The 21,878-nt window shown below is 47.1% G+C and carries 19 protein-coding genes; 12 read left to right on the forward strand and 7 right to left on the reverse strand.

Annotated elements, in window-relative coordinates; translation table 11 throughout:
* Both Pas1_RS07635 and Pas1_RS07640 read left to right on the forward strand, forming a co-directional pair.
* The gene (locus Pas1_RS07635) at positions 1–978 is read left to right on the forward strand and encodes a homoserine kinase (protein WP_112238675.1); all 978 of its coding nucleotides are present in this window, start codon (positions 1–3) and stop codon (positions 976–978) included.
* Positions 975–1,757 carry a BPSS1780 family membrane protein gene (locus Pas1_RS07640; RefSeq protein WP_112294945.1) on the forward strand — a complete coding sequence of 261 codons (783 nt, stop codon included), beginning with the start codon at positions 975–977 and terminating at the stop codon, positions 1,755–1,757. Before Pas1_RS07635 ends, Pas1_RS07640 begins: the two co-directional genes overlap by 4 nt.
* On the opposite strand, the gene Pas1_RS07645 is transcribed toward Pas1_RS07640, so the two are convergent.
* A complete protein-coding gene (locus Pas1_RS07645; protein ID WP_112208478.1) occupies positions 1,754–4,102 on the reverse strand; it encodes a UvrD-helicase domain-containing protein in 2,349 nt (782 codons plus the stop codon). The genes Pas1_RS07640 and Pas1_RS07645 overlap by 4 nt on opposite strands.
* Before the next feature lie 24 nt (positions 4,103–4,126).
* Here Pas1_RS07645 and Pas1_RS07650 point away from each other — a divergent pair, with 24 nt between their 5' ends.
* Positions 4,127–7,009: a valine--tRNA ligase gene (locus Pas1_RS07650; protein WP_112294946.1), complete on the forward strand. Its 2,883-nt coding sequence runs from the start codon at positions 4,127–4,129 to the stop codon at positions 7,007–7,009.
* 25 nt (positions 7,010–7,034) lie between these two features.
* Positions 7,035–7,919, forward strand: coding sequence for a UTP--glucose-1-phosphate uridylyltransferase GalU (gene galU / locus Pas1_RS07655; RefSeq protein ID WP_112294947.1), 885 nt, complete (start codon positions 7,035–7,037; stop codon positions 7,917–7,919).
* 13 nt (positions 7,920–7,932) lie between these two features.
* Here the strand turns inward: galU and Pas1_RS07660 are convergent, their stop codons facing one another.
* Positions 7,933–8,160 (reverse strand): sulfurtransferase TusA family protein, encoded by a 228-nt coding sequence (locus Pas1_RS07660; protein WP_112205867.1) that lies wholly within the window; start codon positions 8,158–8,160, stop codon positions 7,933–7,935.
* 14 nt (positions 8,161–8,174) lie between these two features.
* Complete coding sequence (gene alaS, locus Pas1_RS07665) at positions 8,175–10,799, reverse strand: alanine--tRNA ligase (protein WP_112294948.1); 2,625 nt, start codon at positions 10,797–10,799, stop codon at positions 8,175–8,177.
* Between the two features lie 126 nt (positions 10,800–10,925).
* On the opposite strand from alaS, the gene Pas1_RS07670 reads away from it, so the two are divergent.
* From Pas1_RS07670 to Pas1_RS07680, 3 genes are all read left to right on the forward strand, one after another.
* Positions 10,926–11,384 carry a tripartite tricarboxylate transporter TctB family protein gene (locus Pas1_RS07670; RefSeq protein ID WP_112238681.1) on the forward strand — a complete coding sequence of 153 codons (459 nt, stop codon included), beginning with the start codon at positions 10,926–10,928 and terminating at the stop codon, positions 11,382–11,384.
* 18 nt (positions 11,385–11,402) lie between these two features.
* On the forward strand, positions 11,403–12,905 hold the full coding sequence (locus tag Pas1_RS07675) for a tripartite tricarboxylate transporter permease (protein WP_112208482.1): 1,503 nt from the start codon (positions 11,403–11,405) through the stop codon (positions 12,903–12,905).
* An 80-nt stretch (positions 12,906–12,985) separates the two neighbouring features.
* Complete coding sequence (locus Pas1_RS07680; RefSeq protein ID WP_112294949.1) at positions 12,986–14,758, forward strand: glutamine--tRNA ligase/YqeY domain fusion protein; 1,773 nt, start codon at positions 12,986–12,988, stop codon at positions 14,756–14,758.
* Here Pas1_RS07680 and Pas1_RS07685 read toward each other — a convergent pair.
* Entirely contained in the window at positions 14,739–15,635 is an 897-nt protein-coding gene (locus tag Pas1_RS07685; protein WP_225971605.1) for an SDR family oxidoreductase, read from the reverse strand. The genes Pas1_RS07680 and Pas1_RS07685 overlap by 20 nt on opposite strands.
* A gap of 26 nt (positions 15,636–15,661) precedes the next feature.
* Here Pas1_RS07685 and Pas1_RS07690 point away from each other — a divergent pair, with 26 nt between their 5' ends.
* Both Pas1_RS07690 and Pas1_RS07695 read left to right on the forward strand, forming a co-directional pair.
* Entirely contained in the window at positions 15,662–16,702 is a 1,041-nt protein-coding gene (locus tag Pas1_RS07690; protein WP_112205093.1) for a CDP-6-deoxy-delta-3,4-glucoseen reductase, read from the forward strand.
* Between the two features lie 39 nt (positions 16,703–16,741).
* Complete coding sequence (locus tag Pas1_RS07695) at positions 16,742–17,932, forward strand: acetylornithine transaminase (protein ID WP_112238683.1); 1,191 nt, start codon at positions 16,742–16,744, stop codon at positions 17,930–17,932.
* Here Pas1_RS07695 and ispH read toward each other — a convergent pair.
* Both ispH and Pas1_RS07705 read right to left on the reverse strand, forming a co-directional pair.
* A complete protein-coding gene (gene ispH / locus Pas1_RS07700; protein ID WP_112208485.1) occupies positions 17,929–18,870 on the reverse strand; it encodes a 4-hydroxy-3-methylbut-2-enyl diphosphate reductase in 942 nt (313 codons plus the stop codon). The genes Pas1_RS07695 and ispH overlap by 4 nt on opposite strands.
* A gap of 9 nt (positions 18,871–18,879) precedes the next feature.
* Positions 18,880–19,326 (reverse strand): FKBP-type peptidyl-prolyl cis-trans isomerase, encoded by a 447-nt coding sequence (locus Pas1_RS07705; RefSeq protein WP_206603320.1) that lies wholly within the window; start codon positions 19,324–19,326, stop codon positions 18,880–18,882.
* A 42-nt stretch (positions 19,327–19,368) separates the two neighbouring features.
* On the opposite strand from Pas1_RS07705, the gene radC reads away from it, so the two are divergent.
* The 3 genes from radC to rpmG all read left to right on the forward strand — a co-directional run bounded on the left by radC (position 19,369) and on the right by rpmG (position 20,607).
* Positions 19,369–20,052, forward strand: coding sequence for a RadC family protein (gene radC, locus Pas1_RS07710; protein ID WP_225971669.1), 684 nt, complete (start codon positions 19,369–19,371; stop codon positions 20,050–20,052).
* A gap of 142 nt (positions 20,053–20,194) precedes the next feature.
* Complete coding sequence (gene rpmB / locus Pas1_RS07715) at positions 20,195–20,428, forward strand: 50S ribosomal protein L28 (RefSeq protein WP_076023792.1); 234 nt, start codon at positions 20,195–20,197, stop codon at positions 20,426–20,428.
* Positions 20,429–20,439: 11 nt separating this feature from the next.
* Positions 20,440–20,607: a 50S ribosomal protein L33 gene (gene rpmG / locus Pas1_RS07720; protein WP_112205099.1), complete on the forward strand. Its 168-nt coding sequence runs from the start codon at positions 20,440–20,442 to the stop codon at positions 20,605–20,607.
* 69 nt (positions 20,608–20,676) lie between these two features.
* On the opposite strand, the gene Pas1_RS07725 is transcribed toward rpmG, so the two are convergent.
* Complete coding sequence (locus Pas1_RS07725; RefSeq protein ID WP_112294950.1) at positions 20,677–21,870, reverse strand: DesA family fatty acid desaturase; 1,194 nt, start codon at positions 21,868–21,870, stop codon at positions 20,677–20,679.
* Positions 21,871–21,878 lie beyond the last annotated feature (8 nt).

Below are 21,878 nucleotides of genomic sequence, written 5' to 3' on the forward strand. Positions count from 1 at the left end.
ATGGCTGTTTTCACCCCGCTTGAACTGAGCGATATCTCAGAGTGGATCGCACAGAACTTTCAGATTGGTACTGCAACTGCCATTCGCGGTATTCATGGCGGGATCGAGAACTCTAATTTCTTCTTAGATACTTCGGCAGATGGTAAGCCGCAAGAATATGTTCTCACCATCTTCGAAAGACTGACAGCCGAGCAGCTCCCCTACTATTTGGAGTTGATGCGGCACTTAGCCAATCGAGGTATTTCAGTACCCAAGCCGATCGAAAATCGAAATGGGCAAATTCTGTTTGAACTCAAAGGTAAGCCCGCTGCTATTGTGAGTAAGCTTCCTGGTCTCTCTAGACTCAGTCCCGATAGTCATCACTGCGCTCTAGTAGGTGAAATGCTCGCCAAGATGCATTTAGCAGGCAAAGACTTCAATCTCACTCAAGATAATCTACGCAGCTTAGTGTGGTGGAAAAAAACTGTGCCCGATTTACTCCCACACTTGGATGTCGACCAACGACAATTACTTCAAACCGAGCTTAAGGCCCAAGAAGAATTCTTTGGCTCCAGCGAATATGCTGAGCTCCCATTCGGAGCGAGTCATTGCGATTTATTTAGAGACAACGTGCTATTCGATCCACAAGGTAATGGGAATCAAGCCGCAGATCGCTTGGGCGGTTTCTTTGATTTCTACTTCGCTGGAACTGATAAGTGGTTATTTGATCTAGCAGTGACCGCAAATGATTGGTGTCTTGCCGACAATAAAAAAGATTTAGATCCGGAACTACTCAAAGCCATGTTAGCCGCCTATGAGGCGATTCGTCCATTAAGCACTGTTGAGAAAAAATATTGGCCCATGATGTTACGTGCAGCTGCACTGCGTTTTTGGATATCCCGTCTCTGGGATTTTTATTTACCCCGCAATGCCCAAATGCTCACACCGCATGATCCGAAGCATTTCGAGAAGATTCTAATTAGCCGGCGTACTGTATGAAACTCAACTCAGTTGGAATTCAAGAAGGCTATCACTGGATTCGCCAAGGCTTTTGGTTGTTCAAGCAAAATCCTATTGCTTTTCTGATGCTAGTCTTCATCTATGTTTTAGTTGCGCAACTGGCGATTCTGATCCCAATTATTGGTGTCATAACTGTACTGGTCTTGACCCCTACCCTATCGGTCGGCTTTATGACTGCCTGTCGCCAAGCAATCCAGAAAGAACGTATTGTTCCGCAGGTTTATTTTTGTGCGCTACGATCAACACCACTCATTCGTAAGCGCATTCTGCAATTGGGCTTGCTCTACGCCATCATGATTTTTGGACTCAGTTTGATTCTGGGTTTATTTATCAACGTTCAAGCCATCATCCCGTTGATTAGTAATGATCAAGCCATTACGCCTGAAGCAATCCATCAGCTCTACTGGGCTTTACTGATTGGCGGTTTGCTGTACTTCCCCATTGCAGTATTGATGTGGTTCTCTCCTGTACTCATTGCTTGGGAAAATATGTCAATCCCACAGGCCCTGTTCTCAAGCTGGATAGGCTGTTGGAAAAACCGTGGTGCATTTTTGTATTACATCCTGATCTGGGCCGCCATTTTGGCAGCCATTCCCCTATTGGTAGGCGCATCTTTAGATACTGTCAACTTAGGTCAAGCTGCTTCTTTTATCATCGCACCCATTTCGATGGGCGGCCTAACCATCATGCATTGCTCTTTTTATGCAAGCTGGAAGGGTTGCTTCATTGCCGATGAAGCAATGGTATTGGGCGATTAATCAATCGCAGCCAACTTGGCGATACTAAGCTGTAGCCACTTAATGCCGTGACGCTTGAAATGAATTTGCGCTCGTGCATCCTTATCTAAACCCTCTAAAGCAGTAACGCGCCCTTCACCAAACTTAGTGTGGAACACATTTTGTCCAATCTTAAATGGATAAGTATCCCGTGGGGGAGCAGCCATTCTTTTGACATTATTTGATAGAGTGCTATGCGCTCTCGTTACTGGACGATCGCTACCTGAGTCAAAGAAATCATTCGACTCGTACTCTCTTTGTCGTGTGTAGCCATCATTCCAGGTAGAGCCTGAACTTCTACCACCCCAACGCGCATCCTTTGCTTTGGGTGTTAGCCATTTGAGTGAGTCGGATGGTAACTCTTCAAGAAAGCGCGAAGGCATGTTGTAGCGGACTTGGCCATGCAACATACGAGATTGGGTATGAGAGAGATACAAACGTTCTTTAGCCCGCGTAATCGCAACGTACATTAAGCGCCGCTCTTCTTCCAAGCCGTTGAGCTCATTTACGCTATTTTCGTGAGGAAATAGACCTTCCTCAAGGCCTGTGATAAATACTGAGGTGAACTCAAGCCCTTTGGCGGAGTGCACCGTCATCAATTGGACAGCGTCTTGCCCAGCTTGCGCTTGGTTATCGCCAGCCTCTAGTGAAGCATGTGACAAGAAGGAAGCCAAGGGAGAAACTTCAACATCACCTGGTGCATTCTCGCCGGGTAAGGTCGCTGCTTTAGCATCTTGACCATAACCCTCTTCTGCAATAAATGCAGTGGCAGCGTTAATCAATTCTTGTAAGTTCTCTACGCGATCCTGCCCTTCGCGCTCACCCAGATAATGTTGAATCAAGCCGCTATGCTGAATCACAAACTCCACCGTTTCAGGCAAGGTATTGTGACGAGTTGCTTCACGCATGTGATCAATTAAACGCACAAAGCCACCTAATGCTGCACCTGCTTTACCTTCCAAGCTAGAAGCAGCCAAATAGAGCGAACATTGTTGAGCACGCGCAGCGTCTTGTAAGGCTTCAATCGATCGAGCCCCAATACCACGCGTTGGAAAGTTCACTACCCGCGAGAAGGAGGTGTCATCGTTGGGATTTTCAAGCAAACGCAGATATGCGAGAGCATGCTTAATCTCAGCCCGCTCGAAGAAGCGCAAGCCACCATACACACGATAAGGTAAGCCGGCAGAAAACAAAGCATGCTCAATAATTCGTGACTGGGCATTACTCCGATAGAGCAGCGCAATCTCCGTGCGCTGAATGCCGCTATTGATCAAAGCTTTAATTTCATCTACGAGCCAGGAGGCCTCTAAGCTATCGCTTGCTGCTTCATAGATACGAACTGGCTCGCCATGCCCAGCATCGGTGCGCAGATTTTTACCTAATCGTTCAGTGTTATTCGAAATCAGGTGGTTTGCTGTATCTAAGATGTGGCCATGCGATCGATAATTTTGCTCCAGCTTAACCATCATGGGATGGAACTGCTTCTCATATAGACGCATGTTCTCAACATCGGCACCACGGAAAGCATAAATACTTTGATCATCATCACCGACCGCAAATACGGCACTTCGCTGAGTGGATGGACGACTACCATCATGACCAGAAAGTAATTTGAGCCAGGCATATTGCAAAGCATTTGTATCCTGAAACTCATCAATCAAAATATGACGAAAGCGTTCTTGATAGTGCGTTCGAATCGGTTCAGAGTGCTTGAGTAATTCATAACTACGCAGCAGAAGCTCTGCAAAATCTACTACCCCTTCACGCTGACATTGCTCATCATAGGCTTGATAGAGTTGCGCCATCTTGGCCTGGAAATCATCGCCACTTTCTATATCTTTTGCACGCAAACCTCGCTCTTTTGCATGAGCAATAAAGTATTGCAATTGCTTAGGTGGATACTTTTCATCATCTACTTTTAAGCCTTTCAATAGACGCTTAATCGCAGATAGCTGATCTTGGGTATCGAGAATTTGAAAGGTTGAAGGTAAACCGGCATCTTTATGGTGGGCTCGTAGCAGACGATTGCACAGACCATGAAAAGTGCCGATCCACATGCCGCGGGTATTAATCGGCAACATGGCGCCTAAACGAATGAGCATCTCTTTGGCAGCTTTATTGGTGAATGTGACTGCCAAGACCCCAATTGGGGAAACCTGCCCAGTTTGGATTAACCAAGCAATCCGGGTCGTAAGCACACGGGTCTTGCCACTGCCTGCTCCCGCGAGAATGAGAGCGGATTGGGCATGGCCATTTTGATCAACAGGAGGGAGGGTAACTGCCTCGCCCTGTTCTGGATTGAGGTTGGCGAGTAAGTCGGAGTACATCAGCCCAATTATAATTTGCCTCTTATGCCAAATGCTTCGAATACCCCTAATAAATCTCCTGTGGATGAGCTAGCCAAATCCTATGAGCCAGCACCCATTGAAGCCTATTGGGGTCCCGAGTGGGAAAAGCGGGGTATTGCTGATGCCACCCTAGATGAAGATAAAGGTGACTTCAGTATTCAGTTACCACCGCCCAATGTGACTGGTACCCTTCACATGGGACACGCCTTTAATCAAACCATCATGGATGGTTTGGTCCGGCATGCTCGAATGTCTGGCAAAAATACCCTTTGGGTTCCTGGGACTGATCATGCTGGTATCGCTACGCAGATTGTGGTCGAGCGCCAACTCGATGCCCAGAAAGTTTCTCGCCATGATTTAGGTCGTGAGAAGTTCTTGGAAAAAGTTTGGGAGTGGAAAGAAAGCTCGGGCTCAACCATCACTCGCCAAATTCGTCGCCTAGGCGCATCAATCGATTGGGCTAAAGAATATTTCACGATGGACAGTAAAATGTCCAAAGCAGTGGTTGAAGTCTTTGTGCGTCTTTATGAACAGGGTCTGATTTATCGTGGCAAACGCTTAGTCAATTGGGATCCCGTTTTAGGTACTGCCGTCTCTGACCTTGAAGTAGTCAGTGAAGAAGAAGACGGTTCGATGTGGCATATCCGCTATCCACTGTCTGACGGCTCTGGTCAGCTGATCGTTGCTACTACCCGCCCAGAGACTCTGCTAGGCGACGTCGCAGTGATGGTGAATCCCAGTGATGAACGCTATCAACACCTCATCGGTAAATGGGTTTCGCTACCACTATGTGCTCGCGATATTCCAATCATTGCCGATGACTATGTAGATTTGAACTTTGGTACTGGTGTTGTCAAAGTCACGCCTGCACATGACTTTAATGACTATGCCGTTGGTCAACGCCATCAATTACCTCTCATTAATATTCTCACGCTGGATGCGAAGATCAATGAGAATGCGCCAGCGGAATACCAAGGCTTAGATCGCTTTGCTGCGCGCAAACAAATTGTTGCTGATCTCGATCAAGCTGGACTATTAGAAAAAGTGCAGCCTCATAAATTGATGGTGCCACGCGGTGACCGAACCCAAACCATCATTGAGCCCATGTTGACTGACCAATGGTTCGTTGCAGTCTCTAAACCCAGTCCAGACAATCAATATCAACCTGGATCCTCAATTGCTGGAGCTGCGTTAGCAGCCGTCACTAATGGTGATATCAAACTTGTACCTGAAAACTGGATTAGCACCTACACCCAGTGGTTAGAGAATATTCAAGACTGGTGCATCTCCCGTCAGCTCTGGTGGGGCCATCAAATCCCTGCCTGGTATGGCGACAATGGTCAAATCTTTGTAGCCCGCTCTGAATCAGAAGCTAAAGTGCAGGCAGTTGCTGCAGGCTATTCCGGAGCATTAAGTCGTGATGCTGACGTATTGGATACCTGGTTCAGCTCTGCCCTCGTTCCTTTTAGTTCACTTGGTTGGCCAGAAAAAACGCCAGCGCTTGAACACTTTTTGCCCTCCTCTGTTTTAGTCACTGGCTTTGACATCATCTTCTTTTGGGTAGCCCGCATGGTCATGATGACCTGTCATTTCACGGGCAAAGTACCTTTTCATACAGTGTATGTTCATGGCTTAGTGCGTGATGCTGAAGGCCAGAAGATGAGCAAGTCGAAGGGCAATACCTTGGATCCAATCGATCTCATCGACGGCATTGAACTTGATGCATTAGTGAGTAAAAGAACGACTGGTTTGATGAATCCCAAACAAGCCGAGAGTATTAGCAAGCGCACTCGCAAAGAGTTTCCTGAGGGCATTTCTGCATTTGGTACTGACGCTTTACGTTTTACCTTTGCTTCATTGGCATCCCTAGGTCGAAATATCAACTTTGATCAAAAGCGCTGCGAAGGTTATCGCAACTTCTGCAACAAGCTTTGGAACGCTACTCGCTTTGTCTTAATGAACTGTCCTGGTAATCTAGAGGAGAATGGCTTTGCTCCTTGTGATGATCAGTGCGGCCCAGATGGCTATCTCGATTTTTCACCAGCAGATAAATGGATTGTTTCTTTATTACAGAGAACCGAAGCTGAAGTTGAAAAAGGATTCCAGAACTATCGCTTTGACAATATTGCTAACAGCATCTACCAATTTGTTTGGGATGAGTATTGCGACTGGTACCTAGAGTTAGCCAAAGTTCAACTCCAAAATGGCACGCCAGCACAACAACGCGCTACCCGAAGAACTTTACTGCGCGTTCTGGAAACGATTTTGCGTTTAGCCCATCCTCTCATTCCTTTTATTACAGAGACCTTATGGCAAACCGTTGCACCTATGACGGGCAAAGCCTTAGAACAGCAAGCCAAACAAACGATCGCTTTACAAGCCTACCCAATTGCTCAGCCTGAAAAAATCGATGCTCTAAGTGAGGCATGGCTTAATCAAATTAAGGCGATTGTGGATGCCTGTCGTAATCTGTGTGGAGAAATGCAAGTCTCACCCGCTCAGAAAGTACCTCTTTGGATTTGTGGGCCTGAGGCCTTCCTTAAACAAGCCACCCCTTACCTGCTTGCCTTAGCTAAATTATCTGAAGTGAAGATCTACCAAGACGAGGCATCTATGGAAAAAGATGCTGCTGGAGCACCCATGGCCTTAGTAGGCGAGCTCAAACTCCTCTTGAAAATTGAGGTTGATGTCGGCGCCGAGCGCATTCGTCTGGGCAAGGAAATCGATCGTCTGGCCAATGAAATCCAGAAAGCGCGCAGCAAACTTTCCAATGAAAGCTTTGTGGCACGGGCCCCTGAGGAGGTGGTAGCCCAGGAAAAACAACGTCTTACAGGATTTGAGCAAAACCATGAGAAGCTTGTTGCACAATTAGAGCGTCTGAAATAACTCACTCATTAATGACTACTGCGCTATGACCACTACGAATAAATCCGTTACTAAAGCTGTTTTCCCGGTTGCGGGTTTAGGTACCCGCTTCTTGCCGGCTACTAAGGCTAGTCCTAAGGAAATGCTCAATGTGGTTGATAAGCCCTTAATTCAATATGCGGTTGAGGAAGCTATTGCAGCTGGCATCACCGAGATGATCTTCGTAACCGGTCGCAGCAAGCGCGCCATTGAAGATCACTTTGATAAAGCCTACGAATTAGAGGCTGAGTTAGAAGCCAAGAATAAACAAGCGCTGTTAAAAATCGTACGTAACGTAAAACCCAGTCATGTCGATTGTGTTTATGTTCGTCAGCCCGAGGCCCTCGGATTGGGTCATGCTGTCTTGTGCGCCGAGAAGCTCGTGCGCGATGAACCCTTTGCCATCATCCTAGCGGATGACTTATTAGACGGTCAGCCTGCTGTGCTCAAGCAAATGCTCGCAGTGCATGATGCTCAAAAAGGTTCAGTACTAGCAGTAGAAAAAATTGATCCCGCTAAGAGTAGTTCTTATGGAATTATTTCGGGGCCAGAAGTGAGCAAGGGGATATATCGTCTCGATGGCATTGTTGAAAAACCCCAACCTAAAGATGCACCATCTAACCTAGCTGTAGTAGGTCGCTATGTACTGTCATCAAACATTTTTCAACACATCCGCAACCTCAAACCCGGCGCCGGTGGTGAAATTCAACTTACCGATGCGATTGCTTCGCTGCTTAAGGAGGAGCCGGTATTCGGTTATGAGTACAGCGGAGTTCGGTATGACTGTGGCAGTAAATTAGGCTACCTAAAAGCTTCGATTGAATTTGCTTTGCGCCATCCAGAAGTCGGCGATGATTTTGCTGCCTACCTTAAGAGTCGCTCACTGAGCTGAGTTACTGAGGCGCTTATCTTCTTTTCATAAAGAAGATTAAGACTTCGCCTTCTTTACCGGATCCCAAGAGTTCGTTACCAGTTTGTTTGGCAAAGGCAGGAAAGTCATGGACTGCGCCTGCATCGGTTGCTTTGATCTTCAACACTTCGCCTGATTGCATATTAGCCAAAGCTTTTTTGGTGCGCAAAATTGGGAGCGGACAATTCATACCGATCGCATCGACTTCTGCGTTGAAGGGCATATTAAGATCGCCGCTCACTTGCTCGCCACCCAATCTTTAACTCCAGCTAATGCGGCTGGTAGAGCGGCTGGATTCGTGCCACCTGCCATTGCCATCTCAGGCTTACCTCCGCCCTTACCGCCGACTTGCAGGGCAACAAAGTTAACTAGGTCTCCCGCCTTTACTTTAGCAATCGTATCGGCTGTTACGCCTGCAATCAGACTGACTTTATCGCCTTGGACAGAGGCTAAAACAATCGCAGCAGTTTTGAGCTTCGCTTTAAGGGCATCCATCGTCTCGCGCAAGACTTGGGCGTCTGCCCCATCCAAACGAGCTGCTAACACCTTTATTCCATTGACATCGATGGCTTGACTGGCCAATTCATCGCCTTGGCTTGCAGCGAATTTAGAGTTCACTTTCTCAAGCTCACGTTCAGCTTGACGTAAGCTGTCTTGTAGTTGCGTCACACGATTCACTAAATCACCAGGGTGCGTTTTCAGAATTGCTGCGGCCTCATTGACACGATCCTCTAGGCCTTGCAAGAAATGTAGAGCATTGCTTCCTGTCACTGCTTCTACCCGGCGAATACCAGCCGCAACACCACTTTCAGAAACAATCTTTAAGCTACCGATATCACCAGTCCGCTGGACATGAGTGCCACCACACAATTCTTTTGAGCTACCAATTTCCAATACGCGTACTTCTTCGCCATACTTCTCGCCGAAGAGCATCATTGCACCCGTTTTCTGGGCATCGTCCAGTGACATGACTTTGGCAGAGGTGGCAGCGTTGGCTAGGATTTCCGCATTCACGATATCTTCAATCCGACGGATCTCTGCTGCAGAAATTGGCGCATTATGCGTAAAGTCAAAACGGGTTTTAGTGGCATCCACTAAAGAACCTTTTTGCTGAACATGATCACCGAGCACTTCACGCAAAGCCTTATGCAAAATATGGGTAGCGCTATGGTTACGCATGGTCTCTAAACGAAGTTTAGTGTCGACAATGGCATTGAGCGTATCACCTAACTTCAACTCACCTTCGAGCAATTCACCTTGATGGCCAAAGACATCAGTTTGAATTTTGAAAGTATCTTGTACACCAAAGCGGGCAGACTCATTACGTAATTCGCCTTGGTCGCCAACCTGACCGCCAGACTCAGCGTAGAAAGGAGTGTTATCCAAAACAACGACGGCTGCATCGCCCGCCTTAATGTTTTGCACAGAAGCGCCGTCCAGATATAAGGCAACAATTTTGGCGCCCTCATGTTTGAAATTTTCATATCCATGAAACCGAGTGGGCTTGCCTGAGTACTCTAAACCTTGGGCTACTTTGAATTTACCTGCAGCCCTAGCCTGATCGCGTTGCTTTTGCATTGCCTGCTCAAAGCCCTCTGCATCGACTGTAACGCTGCGCTCACGACAAACGTCAGCAGTCAAATCTAGCGGGAAACCAAAAGTGTCGTGCAAGCGGAAGGCGGTCTCGCCATCAATGACTTTTGCACCACCGGCCAAAGCATTCTCCAGAATCTCCATCCCGTTGGAAATAGTCTGAAAGAAACGCTCTTCTTCTTGCTTTAGAACTTCACTGACCTTGTCTTGTGCTGCACGTAACTCTGGGTAAGCATCACCCATCTCTTTGACTAGTGCAGGAACCAATTGATAGAAGAAAGGTTTACGCGCGCCAAGCTTGTAACCATGTCGGATAGCTCGACGTGCAATGCGGCGCAGAACATAACCGCGCCCAGCATTACCGGGGATCACACCATCAACCACCACAAAGCTACAGGCACGAATATGATCTGCAATCACCTTGAGTGATGGGCTATTAGCATCGCAATTGCCACCACCTGCAGCATCGACAGCTTCTTTTGCAGTTTTTAATAGGTTAACGAATAAGTCAATTTCATAATTGGAATGCACGTGCTGCAGAACTGCTGCAATGCGCTCAAGGCCCATGCCTGTATCAACACTGGGCTTGGGTAACGGGTGCATATTGCCAGCCTCATCACGATTAAATTGCATGAAGACGTTATTCCAGATCTCAATGAAACGATCGCCGTCCTCATCAGAACTACCGGGAGGCCCACCTGGAATATGTTCTCCGTGATCATAGAAAATTTCAGTACAAGGACCACATGGTCCCGTGTCGCCCATCATCCAAAAATTATCGGAGGCATAGCGTGAGCCTTTGTTATCACCAATCCGAATGATCCGATCAGCAGGGACGCCAATCTGATCTTTCCAAATCGCATACGCTTCATCATCCTCGGCGTACACAGTAACAAGGAGTTTCTCTTTAGGCAGCTTGAAGACTTGCGTCAATAGATCCCATGCAAACTGAATCGCCTCTTTCTTAAAGTAATCCCCGAAAGAGAAGTTGCCCAGCATTTCAAAGAAAGTGTGATGACGTGCGGTGTAACCCACATTATCTAAATCATTGTGCTTACCACCTGCCCGAATACATTTCTGAGCAGTCGTTGCGCGGCTATAAGGACGTTTATCAAATCCCAGAAAAACATCTTTGAATTGATTCATGCCTGCGTTAGTAAACAGCAAGGTAGGATCATCTCCAGGTACTACGGGGCTAGATGGGACAATTTGATGACCTTTGCTGGCAAAGAAATCCAGGTAGGCTTGGCGAATTTGGGAGACTTTCATGTCAATAATTATCGCATTGGCCCAAATCTAGGGCAAACCCTAGGGAGGGGTGTCTAGGTCTGCCTTACAATTCATCAGCTTTGATATAAATAAATCGGCTCAAACGCCGATACACAAGGAGATTTTGTGGAAATTCGTAATCAAAAAGATTTCGGTGCTGGCCTGATGTACATGGTTGTCGGCATCTTTTTTGCCTATTTGGCTAGCCAATATCAAATGGGCACGCCTGCCAAAATGGGCCCTGGCTACTTTCCCTTCTGGATTGGCGTACTCTTGGCTGCAATTGGCTTGCTCGTTTTAATCAAATCACTTAGCGCCAAGGCAAGCATTGAAAAGCTTCCGTCCTTTAATTGGAAAATCATCTTCTTAATCACTGGGTCTGTATTTCTATATGGAATCTTGCTCCCGATTATGGGTTTTGCCTTCTCCATTCTGGTCCTGGTCTTCACCTCGGCCTATGCTAGTCATGAATTCCATTGGAAGGGCACACTGGTTAATGCGGTAGTGCTAGCTAGCGCGACCTATTTAGTATTTGTGCAGGGATTGAAATTGCAATTTCCGCTTCTCCCCTTCTTCTTACAATAATTTACCGGGACACTAAAAATGGATTTATTCAGTAACTTAGCGCTCGGTTTCGATACCGCCTTCACGCTTCAAAACCTTCTTTATTGCTTTATCGGTTGTATTTTGGGAACACTGATTGGCGTATTGCCAGGCCTGGGTCCGATTGCCACCATTGCAATGCTTTTGCCTGCAACCTATGCGCTGCCACCCACAGCAGCTCTGATCATGTTGGCCGGTATCTATTACGGTTCACAGTACGGTGGTTCAACTACAGCTATTTTGCTCAATATTCCGGGAGAAACGTCCTCGGTAGTCACGGCAATTGATGGTTACCAGATGGCCCGCAACGGGCGAGCGGGTGTAGCCCTCTTTACAGCCGGCATGGGCTCATTCTTCGCTGGTTGCGTTGCTACTTTAGTGTTAGCGGCCTTTGCTGCGCCCCTATCTCAATTGGCCTTCAAGTTTGGTCCAGCAGAGTATTTCTCTTTGATGGTTCTTGGACTTATTGGCGCTGTTGTGCTGGCTTCCGGATCTTTGATCAAAGCGATTGGCATGATTGTGCTTGGGCTTCTTATGGGTCTAGTAGGCACTGATGTGAACTCCGGTGTTTCTCGCTACGCTTTTGATATTCCCCAATTAAGTGACGGTATTGGCTTTGTCGCGGTAGCGATGGGTGTGTTTGGTTTCGCAGAGATCATGACTAACCTCGAGAAAAAAGGTGAAGATGAAGGTTTCCTGAACAAGGTCACCACCATGATCCCAACCAAGCAAGATATTAAGCGCATGATTCCTGCAATCTTGCGCGGTACAACCATTGGTTCTATTTTGGGAATCTTGCCCGGCGGCGGCGCTGCATTAGCTTCTTTTGGTGCCTACTCAGTTGAAAAGAAATCATCTAAGTACAGCCATGAGTTTGGCAAAGGTGCGATTGAGGGTGTTGCTGGTCCTGAGTCTGCTAATAACGCAGCCGCACAAACCTCCTTCATACCACTGCTGACCTTAGGTATTCCGCCCAACGCCGTTATGGCTTTGATGGTTGGTGCAATGACGATTCATAACATTCAACCAGGGCCACAAGTCATGACCAGCAATCCAGCCCTCTTCTGGGGTCTGATTGCTTCGATGTGGATCGGCAATATGATGCTGATCATTTTGAACCTGCCATTGATTGGCATGTGGGTACAACTGCTCAAGATTCCGTATCGCTTTATGTATCCAGCAATCCTGGTCTTCTGCTGTATTGGCGTCTACACCGTTAATAACACTGTGTTTGATGTTTACATCACAGCAATTTTTGGTCTAGTTGGTTATTTATTCAATAAGCTAGGTTGCGAGCCGCCTCCACTGCTGCTGGGCTTCATCTTGGGGCCCATGATGGAAGAAAACTTCCGCCGCGCACTCCTACTGTCCCGCGGTGATTTCTCGACCTTCTTTACCCGCCCCCTCTCTTTGGGCTTGCTAATCGCAGCAGCTCTTTTAGTTGTGATCGTGGCCTTGCCAGCGGTTAAGAAAACCCGGGAAGAAGCCTTCGTCGAAGAGTAGACCGGAAACTTCTCAGAAATAAGCCCGCTGCAGTTTGCGGGCTTTTTCTTTAGGCGCGAGGATTTCCTTACAATGCTGGAATGTCTCAAGATAGTAAATCCCCTAAACCCAGCTCTAACCCTTTAATAGAGCCATCTAATTTTCTACGCCAAATCATTGATCATGACTTAGCAAACGGTGCATATGCTGATCGTAGCGATCGCGAGGGACAAAGATTACCTGCCATCATTACGCGCTTCCCGCCTGAACCCAATGGCTATCTGCACATTGGTCATGCCAAAAGTATCTGCCTCAATTTCGGCTTAGCCGAGGATTACAACCAGCTGCCGGGGGGTGCTCGTTGCAATATGCGTTTAGATGACACCAACCCCGTCAAAGAAGATGTGGAATATGCGGACAGTATTTTGGATGCAGTGAAATGGCTTGGTTTTGATTGGGGGACACGTCTTTATCATGCAAGCGATTATTTTGATCGCCTCTATGAATTTGCTGAAATTCTGATTCAGCATGGCAAAGCCTATGTTGATAGTCAAAGTGCGGATGATATTCACACCAATCGCGGCAACTTTGGTCAAGCGGGAAAAAATAGCCCCTATCGCGAACGCACTTCTGAAGAAAATTTACAACTCTTTCGGGACATGCGTGACGGCAAGTTCAAAGATGGTGAACACGTATTACGCTTAAAGATTGATATGGCGCATCCTAATATTGTGATGCGAGACCCTGTGGTATATCGCATTCGCCATACCGACCACCATCGCACTGGTAATAAGTGGTGTATCTATCCGCTGTATGACTTCACGCATTGCATTTCTGATGCGCTTGAAAATGTTTCTCACTCGATCTGCACTCTGGAGTTTGAAAATAATCGCCCACTCTATGACTGGATTCTGAATGCCTTAAAAGAAGCGGGCGTTTTCAAAGGGCCGCTACCCCATCAATACGAATTCGCTCGTCTGAATCTGACTTACACGATTACCAGTAAAAGAAAATTGCTTCAATTGGTAGAAGAAAAACATGTTGACGCTTGGGATGACCCTCGCATGCCTACCATTGTCGGTATTCGTCGGCGTGGCTATACCCCAGAAAGTATTCGTTTATTTTGCGAGCGAATTGGTGTCTCTAAGGCGGATAGCTGGATTGATATGAGTACACTTGAGCAAGCGTTGCGAGATGATCTTGAAATTAGAGCACCACGTGCAACCGCAGTCTTAAAGCCTCTCAAGCTCGTAATACAAAACTTTGATGCACAAGCTAGCGAGTCCTGCTCAGCGCCCCGTCACCCTCAACATCCAGAATGGGGTAATCGCGATTTTCATTTCACACGCGAGTTGTGGATTGAAGCAGACGACTTTATGAAAGAGCCGATCAAAGGCTTCTTCAGACTTTACCCACCCATAGGTGAGCAAGCTGGTAGCAAAGTTCGCTTACGCCATGGCTTTGTGATTGAATGTACTGGCTTTGAGCAAGACGCAGCGGGTGATGTGATTCAGGTCAATGCGAATTACTTCCCCGATAGTAAAAGCGGTACGGCAGGATCGAATAACTACAAAGTTAAAGGGAATATTCATTGGATCAGCGCTAAAGAGGCGGTACCTGCCGAAGTACGTCTTTATGACCACCTCTTTAATGATCCTCACCCAGATAGTGGGGATAAGAACTTCCTAGATGCAATCAATTCTCACTCCAAACAAACAATCACTGCTTACTTGGAGCCCTGCATGAAAGAAGCAAAGCCAGAAGAGCGCTTTCAGTTTGAGCGCCATGGTTATTTTGTTGCCGATCAACTCGACTCCAAACCTGGCAAACCTGTTTTCAATCGTGCGGTTGGACTTAAGGATTCTTGGAAATAGTTTTCAAGAATGCTGCTACGCTCGGATAGCGTAAAGCGGTTTTTAATTCACCGAGGCGCGTATTCATGACGCGTCGAGACTCTCTCATAAAAGACCAAAGCATAGGACTTACTAAAGCCTGCAATTCTTGTGCGGGCAAACGCGGCGGTCTTGCTAAAGCAAATGCATCAGCAACTTGATCAAAGTAATCGCCCATCTTAGTCTCGCCACCATCACAGGCATTAATCACTCTTTGCGGTTTACCGTAATAAACAGCAGCGCACACTAACCTAGCCAGATCTTCGCTATGAATATGATTGGAATAGGCATCTTCCTCGGGTATGAGTGCCGGCGTCTTAGCCTCTATACGCTCGAGCGGCAAACGATCCTGAGCATAAATTCCTGGAACCCTCAAGATGGTCAATGAGGCCCCATGCGCTGGCGCCCACAGTCTCAAGGCTCGCTCAGCATTGACCCGCCGCCACGCCCTTTCACTTTCAGGGTGGACTGGGGTTGTTTCACAGACTTGGGCTCCAGAATGATTGCCGTAGACACCTGTAGTACTTACATAAATCAGGCGTCGGACTTGATTGGGTCTTTGGGATAAAATTCGAATGAGATTGCGAGTGCGCTGGTCCAAACGGCCCATATTTTGTGGGGGTGCTAAATGAATTACCGTTTCAGCGATCGCACTTAAACGCCATAAGCTATTGGGTTCATCCAGATTACCTAAAAGTGGCGTGGCTCCAACTGCTCTAAGCTCAGCAAACCGGCTTGCTTGAGAAGTTAAAGCAAAGACTTTGTAGTGGCGAACGAGTTGTTTGGCTACGCGCAGACCAATGTCGCCGCAGCCAATAATCAAAATTCGAGGTTTACCAAACGGTTGCATAACTGACATCGTAACGATTTATTAAAGGAATGAGTATGTCTTACCAAGTTACCCTCAAAGCGAGCGGTAAACAATTTGAGGTTAGCGCGGATGAAACCCTACTTGAGGCAGCCCTACGCCAAAATATTCAGCTACCTTATGGTTGTAAAAATGGTGCCTGTGCCTCCTGTAAAGGGAAGGTTCTCGAAGGTAAAGTAAGCCACGGGCAACATAGTGCTAGCGCCCTCCCGCCCGCTGAAGAAGCTGCTGGCTCTGCTTTATTTTGCTGCTGCCATCCTCAGTCAGATCTTTTAATTGAAGCTCGAGAGATTCAGGGCGGTGGAGATATTCCGGTGCGCAAGGTACCTTGCCGAGTAGCCTCTCTATCTATGCCAAGTACTGATGTTGCCATTCTTAAACTCCAGCTGCCCGCTACAGATCGGTTCCAGTATTTAGCTGGTCAATATATTGAGTTTCTCTTAAAGGATGGGCAAAGACGTGCTTACTCGATCGCTACTGCCCCTGTAAATGAGGGTCCACTTGAGTTGCATATCCGTCATCTGCCTGGCGGCCTCTTTACCGACTTTGTCTTTGGCGCAGCTACGCCTGCTTTAAAAGAAAAAGATATTCTGCGTTTTGAAGGCCCTCTGGGGAGCTTTTTCTTGAGAGAAGATTCTCAAAAGCCCATCATTTTTGTTGCAGCCGGCACTGGCTTCGCACCGATTAAATCGATCATCGAGCAGATGCAGGCCAAAAAGATCACGCGCCCAATTCACCTTTATTGGGGCGGTCGTCGTCCTAGCGATCTATATCTTCATGAACTATGTCAGGTCTGGGCAAAAGATATTCCTCAATTTATTTATACCCCAGTCATTTCCGATGGTCTACCTGAAGATGCTTGGACCGGTCGCACTGGCTTTGTGCATGCATCTGTGATGCAAGATCACCCAAATATGTCAGCCTTCCAGGTATATGCCTGTGGAGCTCCAGTGATGGTGAACGCAGCTCGGCAAGACTTTTCATCAAAATGTCATTTACCTGAAGAAGAATTTTTTGCAGACTCTTTCACTAGCGCCGCGGATTTGGCTTCTGCGTAATAATGGGGTCTCAACCAAATCCCTTAACTATCCAAAGACATGAGCAAAGTACCAACCTCTATTGATACCCACTCAGTGATGTTTATCACCCAGCGGCCTGACGTGATCATGGTTGAAGGTGAGGGGTCTTGGTTAACAGACAATAACGGCAAACGCTACTTAGATTTTCTGCAGGGTTGGGCAGTCAACTGCTTGGGTCACGGTAACCCAGGTATGATCTCGGCGCTCAATGCGCAGGCTAAAAAGTTAATTAATCCTAGCCCAGCTTTCTATAACGAACCGATGATTGGTTTGTCAAACCTGCTAACGAGTAATAGTTGTTTTGATAAAGTATTTTTTGCCAACAGCGGAGCCGAAGCCAATGAAGGTGCAATTAAATTAGCGCGCAAATGGGGCCAACTCCATAAAGGTGGCGCTTTCGAGATCATTACGTTTGATCACAGCTTTCATGGTCGCACCCTAGCCACCATGAGCGCCTCTGGTAAACCTGGTTGGGATACTTTATTTGCGCCTCAAGTTCCTGGTTTTCCCAAAGCAGATTTGAATGATCTGGAATCAGTTAAAAAATTAGTTACTAACAATACGGTTGCGGTGATGCTCGAACCTGTCCAAGGTGAAGGTGGCGTCATACCCGCAGATCATGAGTTTATGAAGAGCTTGCGCAAGTTCACCAAAGAGCACAACATTCTTTTGATTGTGGATGAAGTGCAAGCAGGATGTGGACGAACAGGCAAACTCTTTGCACACCAGCTGTACGACATTGAACCCGACATCATGAGTTTAGGCAAAGGGATTGGTGGTGGCGTCCCCCTTGCTGCCGTCCTTGCGACCGATGCTGTTGCGTGTTTTGTGCCCGGTGATCAGGGCGGCACTTATAACGGCAACCCACTCATGACCGCTGTGGGTATGAGCGTTATCGAGCAGCTACTTGCTCCTGGATTTTTGGATGCAGTCAAAGCCAAAGGCGCCCTCTTACGTGCCGAGCTACTCAAATTGGCCAATGAGTTTGGACTCGAAGGTGAACGCGGTGAAGGCCTGCTCAGAGCATTGATGCTTGGCAAAGATGTCGGCCCTAAATTGGTTGAACTTGCCCGTGATCGCGCTCCAGAGGGATTATTAATTAACTCTCCAAGACCAAACTTGCTGCGTTTTATGCCAGCACTCAATATCGCTGATGAAGAAATCGTGCAGATGTGTAATATGCTGCGCGAGCTCTTAAAGCAGGTCTAGTCTACTAGATTTTTAGGTAGTGAAAAAGTCACATCCTCGACTACGCCAGACAGCGGTCTGACAGTGCGCGGTCCAAACTCCTGAATACGCGCAACAATCGACTGAGCCAGACTCTCTGGGGCTGAAGCACCAGCAGTTAAGCCCACTCGCAGCTTGCCTTCGAACCACTCTGGCTTGAGTTGATCTGGTGCATCGACCATGTAAGAAGGTACGCCCAACTTTTCAGAAAGTTCACGCAATCGATTCGAGTTTGAGCTTGCCTGACTGCCCACCACAATCACCACTTCGACTTGTGGCGCCATGAACTTCACCGCATCTTGTCGATTTTGGGTTGCATAACAAATATCTTGCTTGCGGGGTTGAACGATATTGGGAAATTTTTCTGTCAGTGCTATAACAATTTCTTTGGTCTCATCAATCGACAAAGTAGTCTGGGTAACGAAAGCGATTTTGGTGCCTACTGGGAAAGACATTTTCGCTACATCGGCCAAATTTTCAATGAGGAATACGCCCTCCTTAACCTGGCCCATAGTGCCTTCTACCTCCGGGTGTCCTGCATGTCCAATCATCAATACTGTGAAGCCCTCTTTGCATAGCTTAATCACTTCAAGATGGACCTTAGTCACTAAGGGGCAAGTTGCGTCGTACACCTGTAAGCCACGCTCCTGCGCATCTTTTCTCACTTCTTGAGAAACACCATGAGCACTAAACACCACAATTCCACCCTTAGGTACTTCATGCAGCTCTTCTACAAATACTGCGCCCTTGTCACGCAGCTCATTCACGACATAAGCGTTATGCACGATTTCATGGCGCACATAAATCGGAGCACCAAAACGATTGAGAGCTTCATTGACGATATTGATTGCCCGGTCCACGCCCGCACAAAAGCCACGGGGTTGAGCCATCAGAATTTCGGGAGGGTTCGACTCACTCATGCATCACTCTCACATAATTGCCACAATTTGCGCTTCGAAATTGACTGCCACTCCAGCCAGAGGGTGGTTGAAATCAAACCAAGCACCCTCTTCATTAATCGACTGCAATACACCAGCATACTGTGCGCCACTTGGTGCATTGAACTCAATTACATCACCTGGATTAAATTCCACATCCTCATCGCGTCCCTCTTTAAGAGCTTGCAGGGAAACCCACTGCACTAGCTCCTCTTTTCGATCACCAAAACTCTCTTCGGGAGATAACAAGGCACTTCTTTTTTCCCCCACTTTCAAACCCAGCAATACTTTTTCAAAGCAAGGTGCAAATTGTCCAGACCCCATCAAAACCGTAGCAGGCCGATCCACAAAAGTATTGATGTAATCAGCCCCATTGGGCAAGGTGAGCCGGTAGTTCAAGGTCAAATAGGAATTGGGCAAAACAGTAAGCTTGGACATTCTCCAATTGTAGCGAGACCCTCACAATGCGTTGATTCCCCCATCTCTAAATGGCCCAAACCGGAGCAACCCCGCGAAAAATTACGTTCACTGGGGGCAAGCACCTTAAGCAATGCGGAACTTTTGGCAATTTTTCTTCGGGTTGGGGTAAAAGGAAAAACTGCCGTTGAGTTAGCAGAAGATCTTTTATCTCAATTCGGCAGTCTGCCAAAGCTCCTCAACAACAGTCCTGAGGAGCTCACTGCTATTCATGGGATGGGCTGGTCTAAATGGTCACAAATTCAGGCGGCTTATGAACTAGTGAAACGCAGTCTTGAGGAGAAACTAGCTCAAGATTCGATCTTTGCATCGCCAAACCATGTCAGGGAGTTCTTGCAAGCCAAGATTGGGCGCCTTCCTCACGAAGTTTTCCTCTGCCTATACCTCGACGCCCGCTGCCGTCTGATTGAGTGCCACGAGCTCTTTAGAGGCTCGATTACCCATACGGCGGTTTACCCTCGCGAGATCCTGAAAGAAGCCCTTGAAAGAAATGCCAGCGCCCTCATCGTTGCGCATAACCATCCCAGCGGCAACCCATTGCCAAGCCAGGCTGATCAGGATCTGACCAAAACCCTTGAAAAAGCACTCCAGTTGGTAGATATTCCCTTGCTTGACCATTGCATTGTCAGTAGCAGCGGTTTTTTCTCCTTTTCAGATGCAGGGCTTATCCAAAATACCCAAAAATGATAGTAAACACTAACTTATTAGGATTTTTTAGGCTTAGCACCCAAAATCAGCCTTCGAGTGCTTAGTCAAAAGCAATTTAGGACTAGCTCAAATAGGCCCTAGCCTGATACAATCTCTTTTTTTCGCAATTATGGAGTCTGTCATGGCAAAAGTTTGCCAAGTCACTGGGAAAAAGCCGATGGTTGGCAACAATGTTTCCCATGCAAACAATAAAACAAAGCGTCGCTTTTTGCCCAATTTGCAAAATCGTCGCTTCTGGGTTGAATCTGAAAACCGTTGGGTTAGCTTGCGCTTAACCAACGCTGGTTTGCGCGTAATCGACAAAAACGGTATTGATGCCGTGTTGTCTGATCTTCGTGCACGTGGCGAAATTTAAGGAGCGCACAAATGGCTAAGGGCGGCAGAGAAAAAATTAAATTAGAGTCATCAGCTGGTACTGGTCACTTCTACACAACCACAAAAAACAAGCGTACTAAGCCTGAGAAAATGGAGATCATGAAGTTTGATCCTACTATTCGCAAGCACGTTGCTTATAAAGAATCCAAGCTGAAGTAATTGATATTCTTCAGTCAATAAAAAACCCGCTGCGTGCGGGTTTTTTATTGCCGACAATTCTGAAACAGATCAAGCGTAGCGACGCAATCTCAATGAGAAATCGCGTAAGCTCGTAAGACCACTGTCTTCAGCACGTTGACACCAGGCATGCAGCTGCGACACCAATTGCTCACGAGTCGCATTAGAGCGACCCCACAGCATCTGTAACTCACGACGCATCTCAATCATCTTGCGTAACTGCGTATTTGCCGAAATCAACTCTTCCAGCTTAAGCTTTTCTTCCTCGCTGAGGCGAGTCTCATCCTTACATAACCATGAACGCGCATCACTTAAGTGCCCCGCCAAGACTTGCATATGCTGAACTTCATTACTAAAGAAGCGGCGCAAGGTTTTACTGTAACGAGCCATGATCTCGTAACGATTGGCAATAATAGCCTCTAGAGTTCCTTGATCGGCTGGACGCAAATCACTCATGACGGGCTTAGGCGAGGTTTTCTTGACGGTTGCTAAACCTACCGCGCTCATCATCTGGATATACAACCAACCAATATCAAATTCATACCACTTGCTGGAGAGCTTTGCGCTGGTTGCAAAGGTGTGATGATTATTGTGCAACTCTTCACCACCTATCAAAATGCCCCAAGGCATGATGTTGCGCGATGCATCTTCACAATCGTAGTTACGGTAGCCCCAAAAGTGTCCAATGCCATTAATGACTCCAGCCGCAGTCACTGGAATCCATAACATCTGAACGGCCCAAACGGTTAACCCGATTGCGCCAAACAAAAATATATCGATGATGAGCATCAAAGCAACGCCCTGCCAAGAAAACTTGGAGTAGATGTTGTGCTCAATCCAGTCATCGGGAGTGCCGTGGCCAAATTTTTCTAATGTCTCTGAATTTGCTGCTTCTTTTTTGTAAAGTTCAGCACCACGTGTCAACAAGGTTTGAATGCCGAGAACTTGCGGACTATGAGGGTCATCAATGGTTTCACATTTAGCGTGGTGCTTACGATGGACCGAGGCCCACTCTTTAGTCACCATGCCGGTTGTGAGCCAAAGCCAAAAACGGAAAAAGTGGGAAGCAATTGGGTGTAAATCTAGTGCGCGGTGAGCTTGGCAACGATGCAAAAAAATCGTCACTCCAGCGATCGTGATGTGCGTCACGATCAAAGTAAAAATCAGAATTTGCCACCAAGCCCAATTGAGGTAACCATTTGCTAGCCAATGTAAAACCTGATCAAACCTGAAAGCGGTATTCAAAAGGAAAT

Origin of the sequence: Polynucleobacter paneuropaeus (genome assembly GCF_003261235.1) — a bacterium.
Classification (GTDB): Bacteria; Pseudomonadota; Gammaproteobacteria; order Burkholderiales; family Burkholderiaceae; genus Polynucleobacter; species Polynucleobacter paneuropaeus.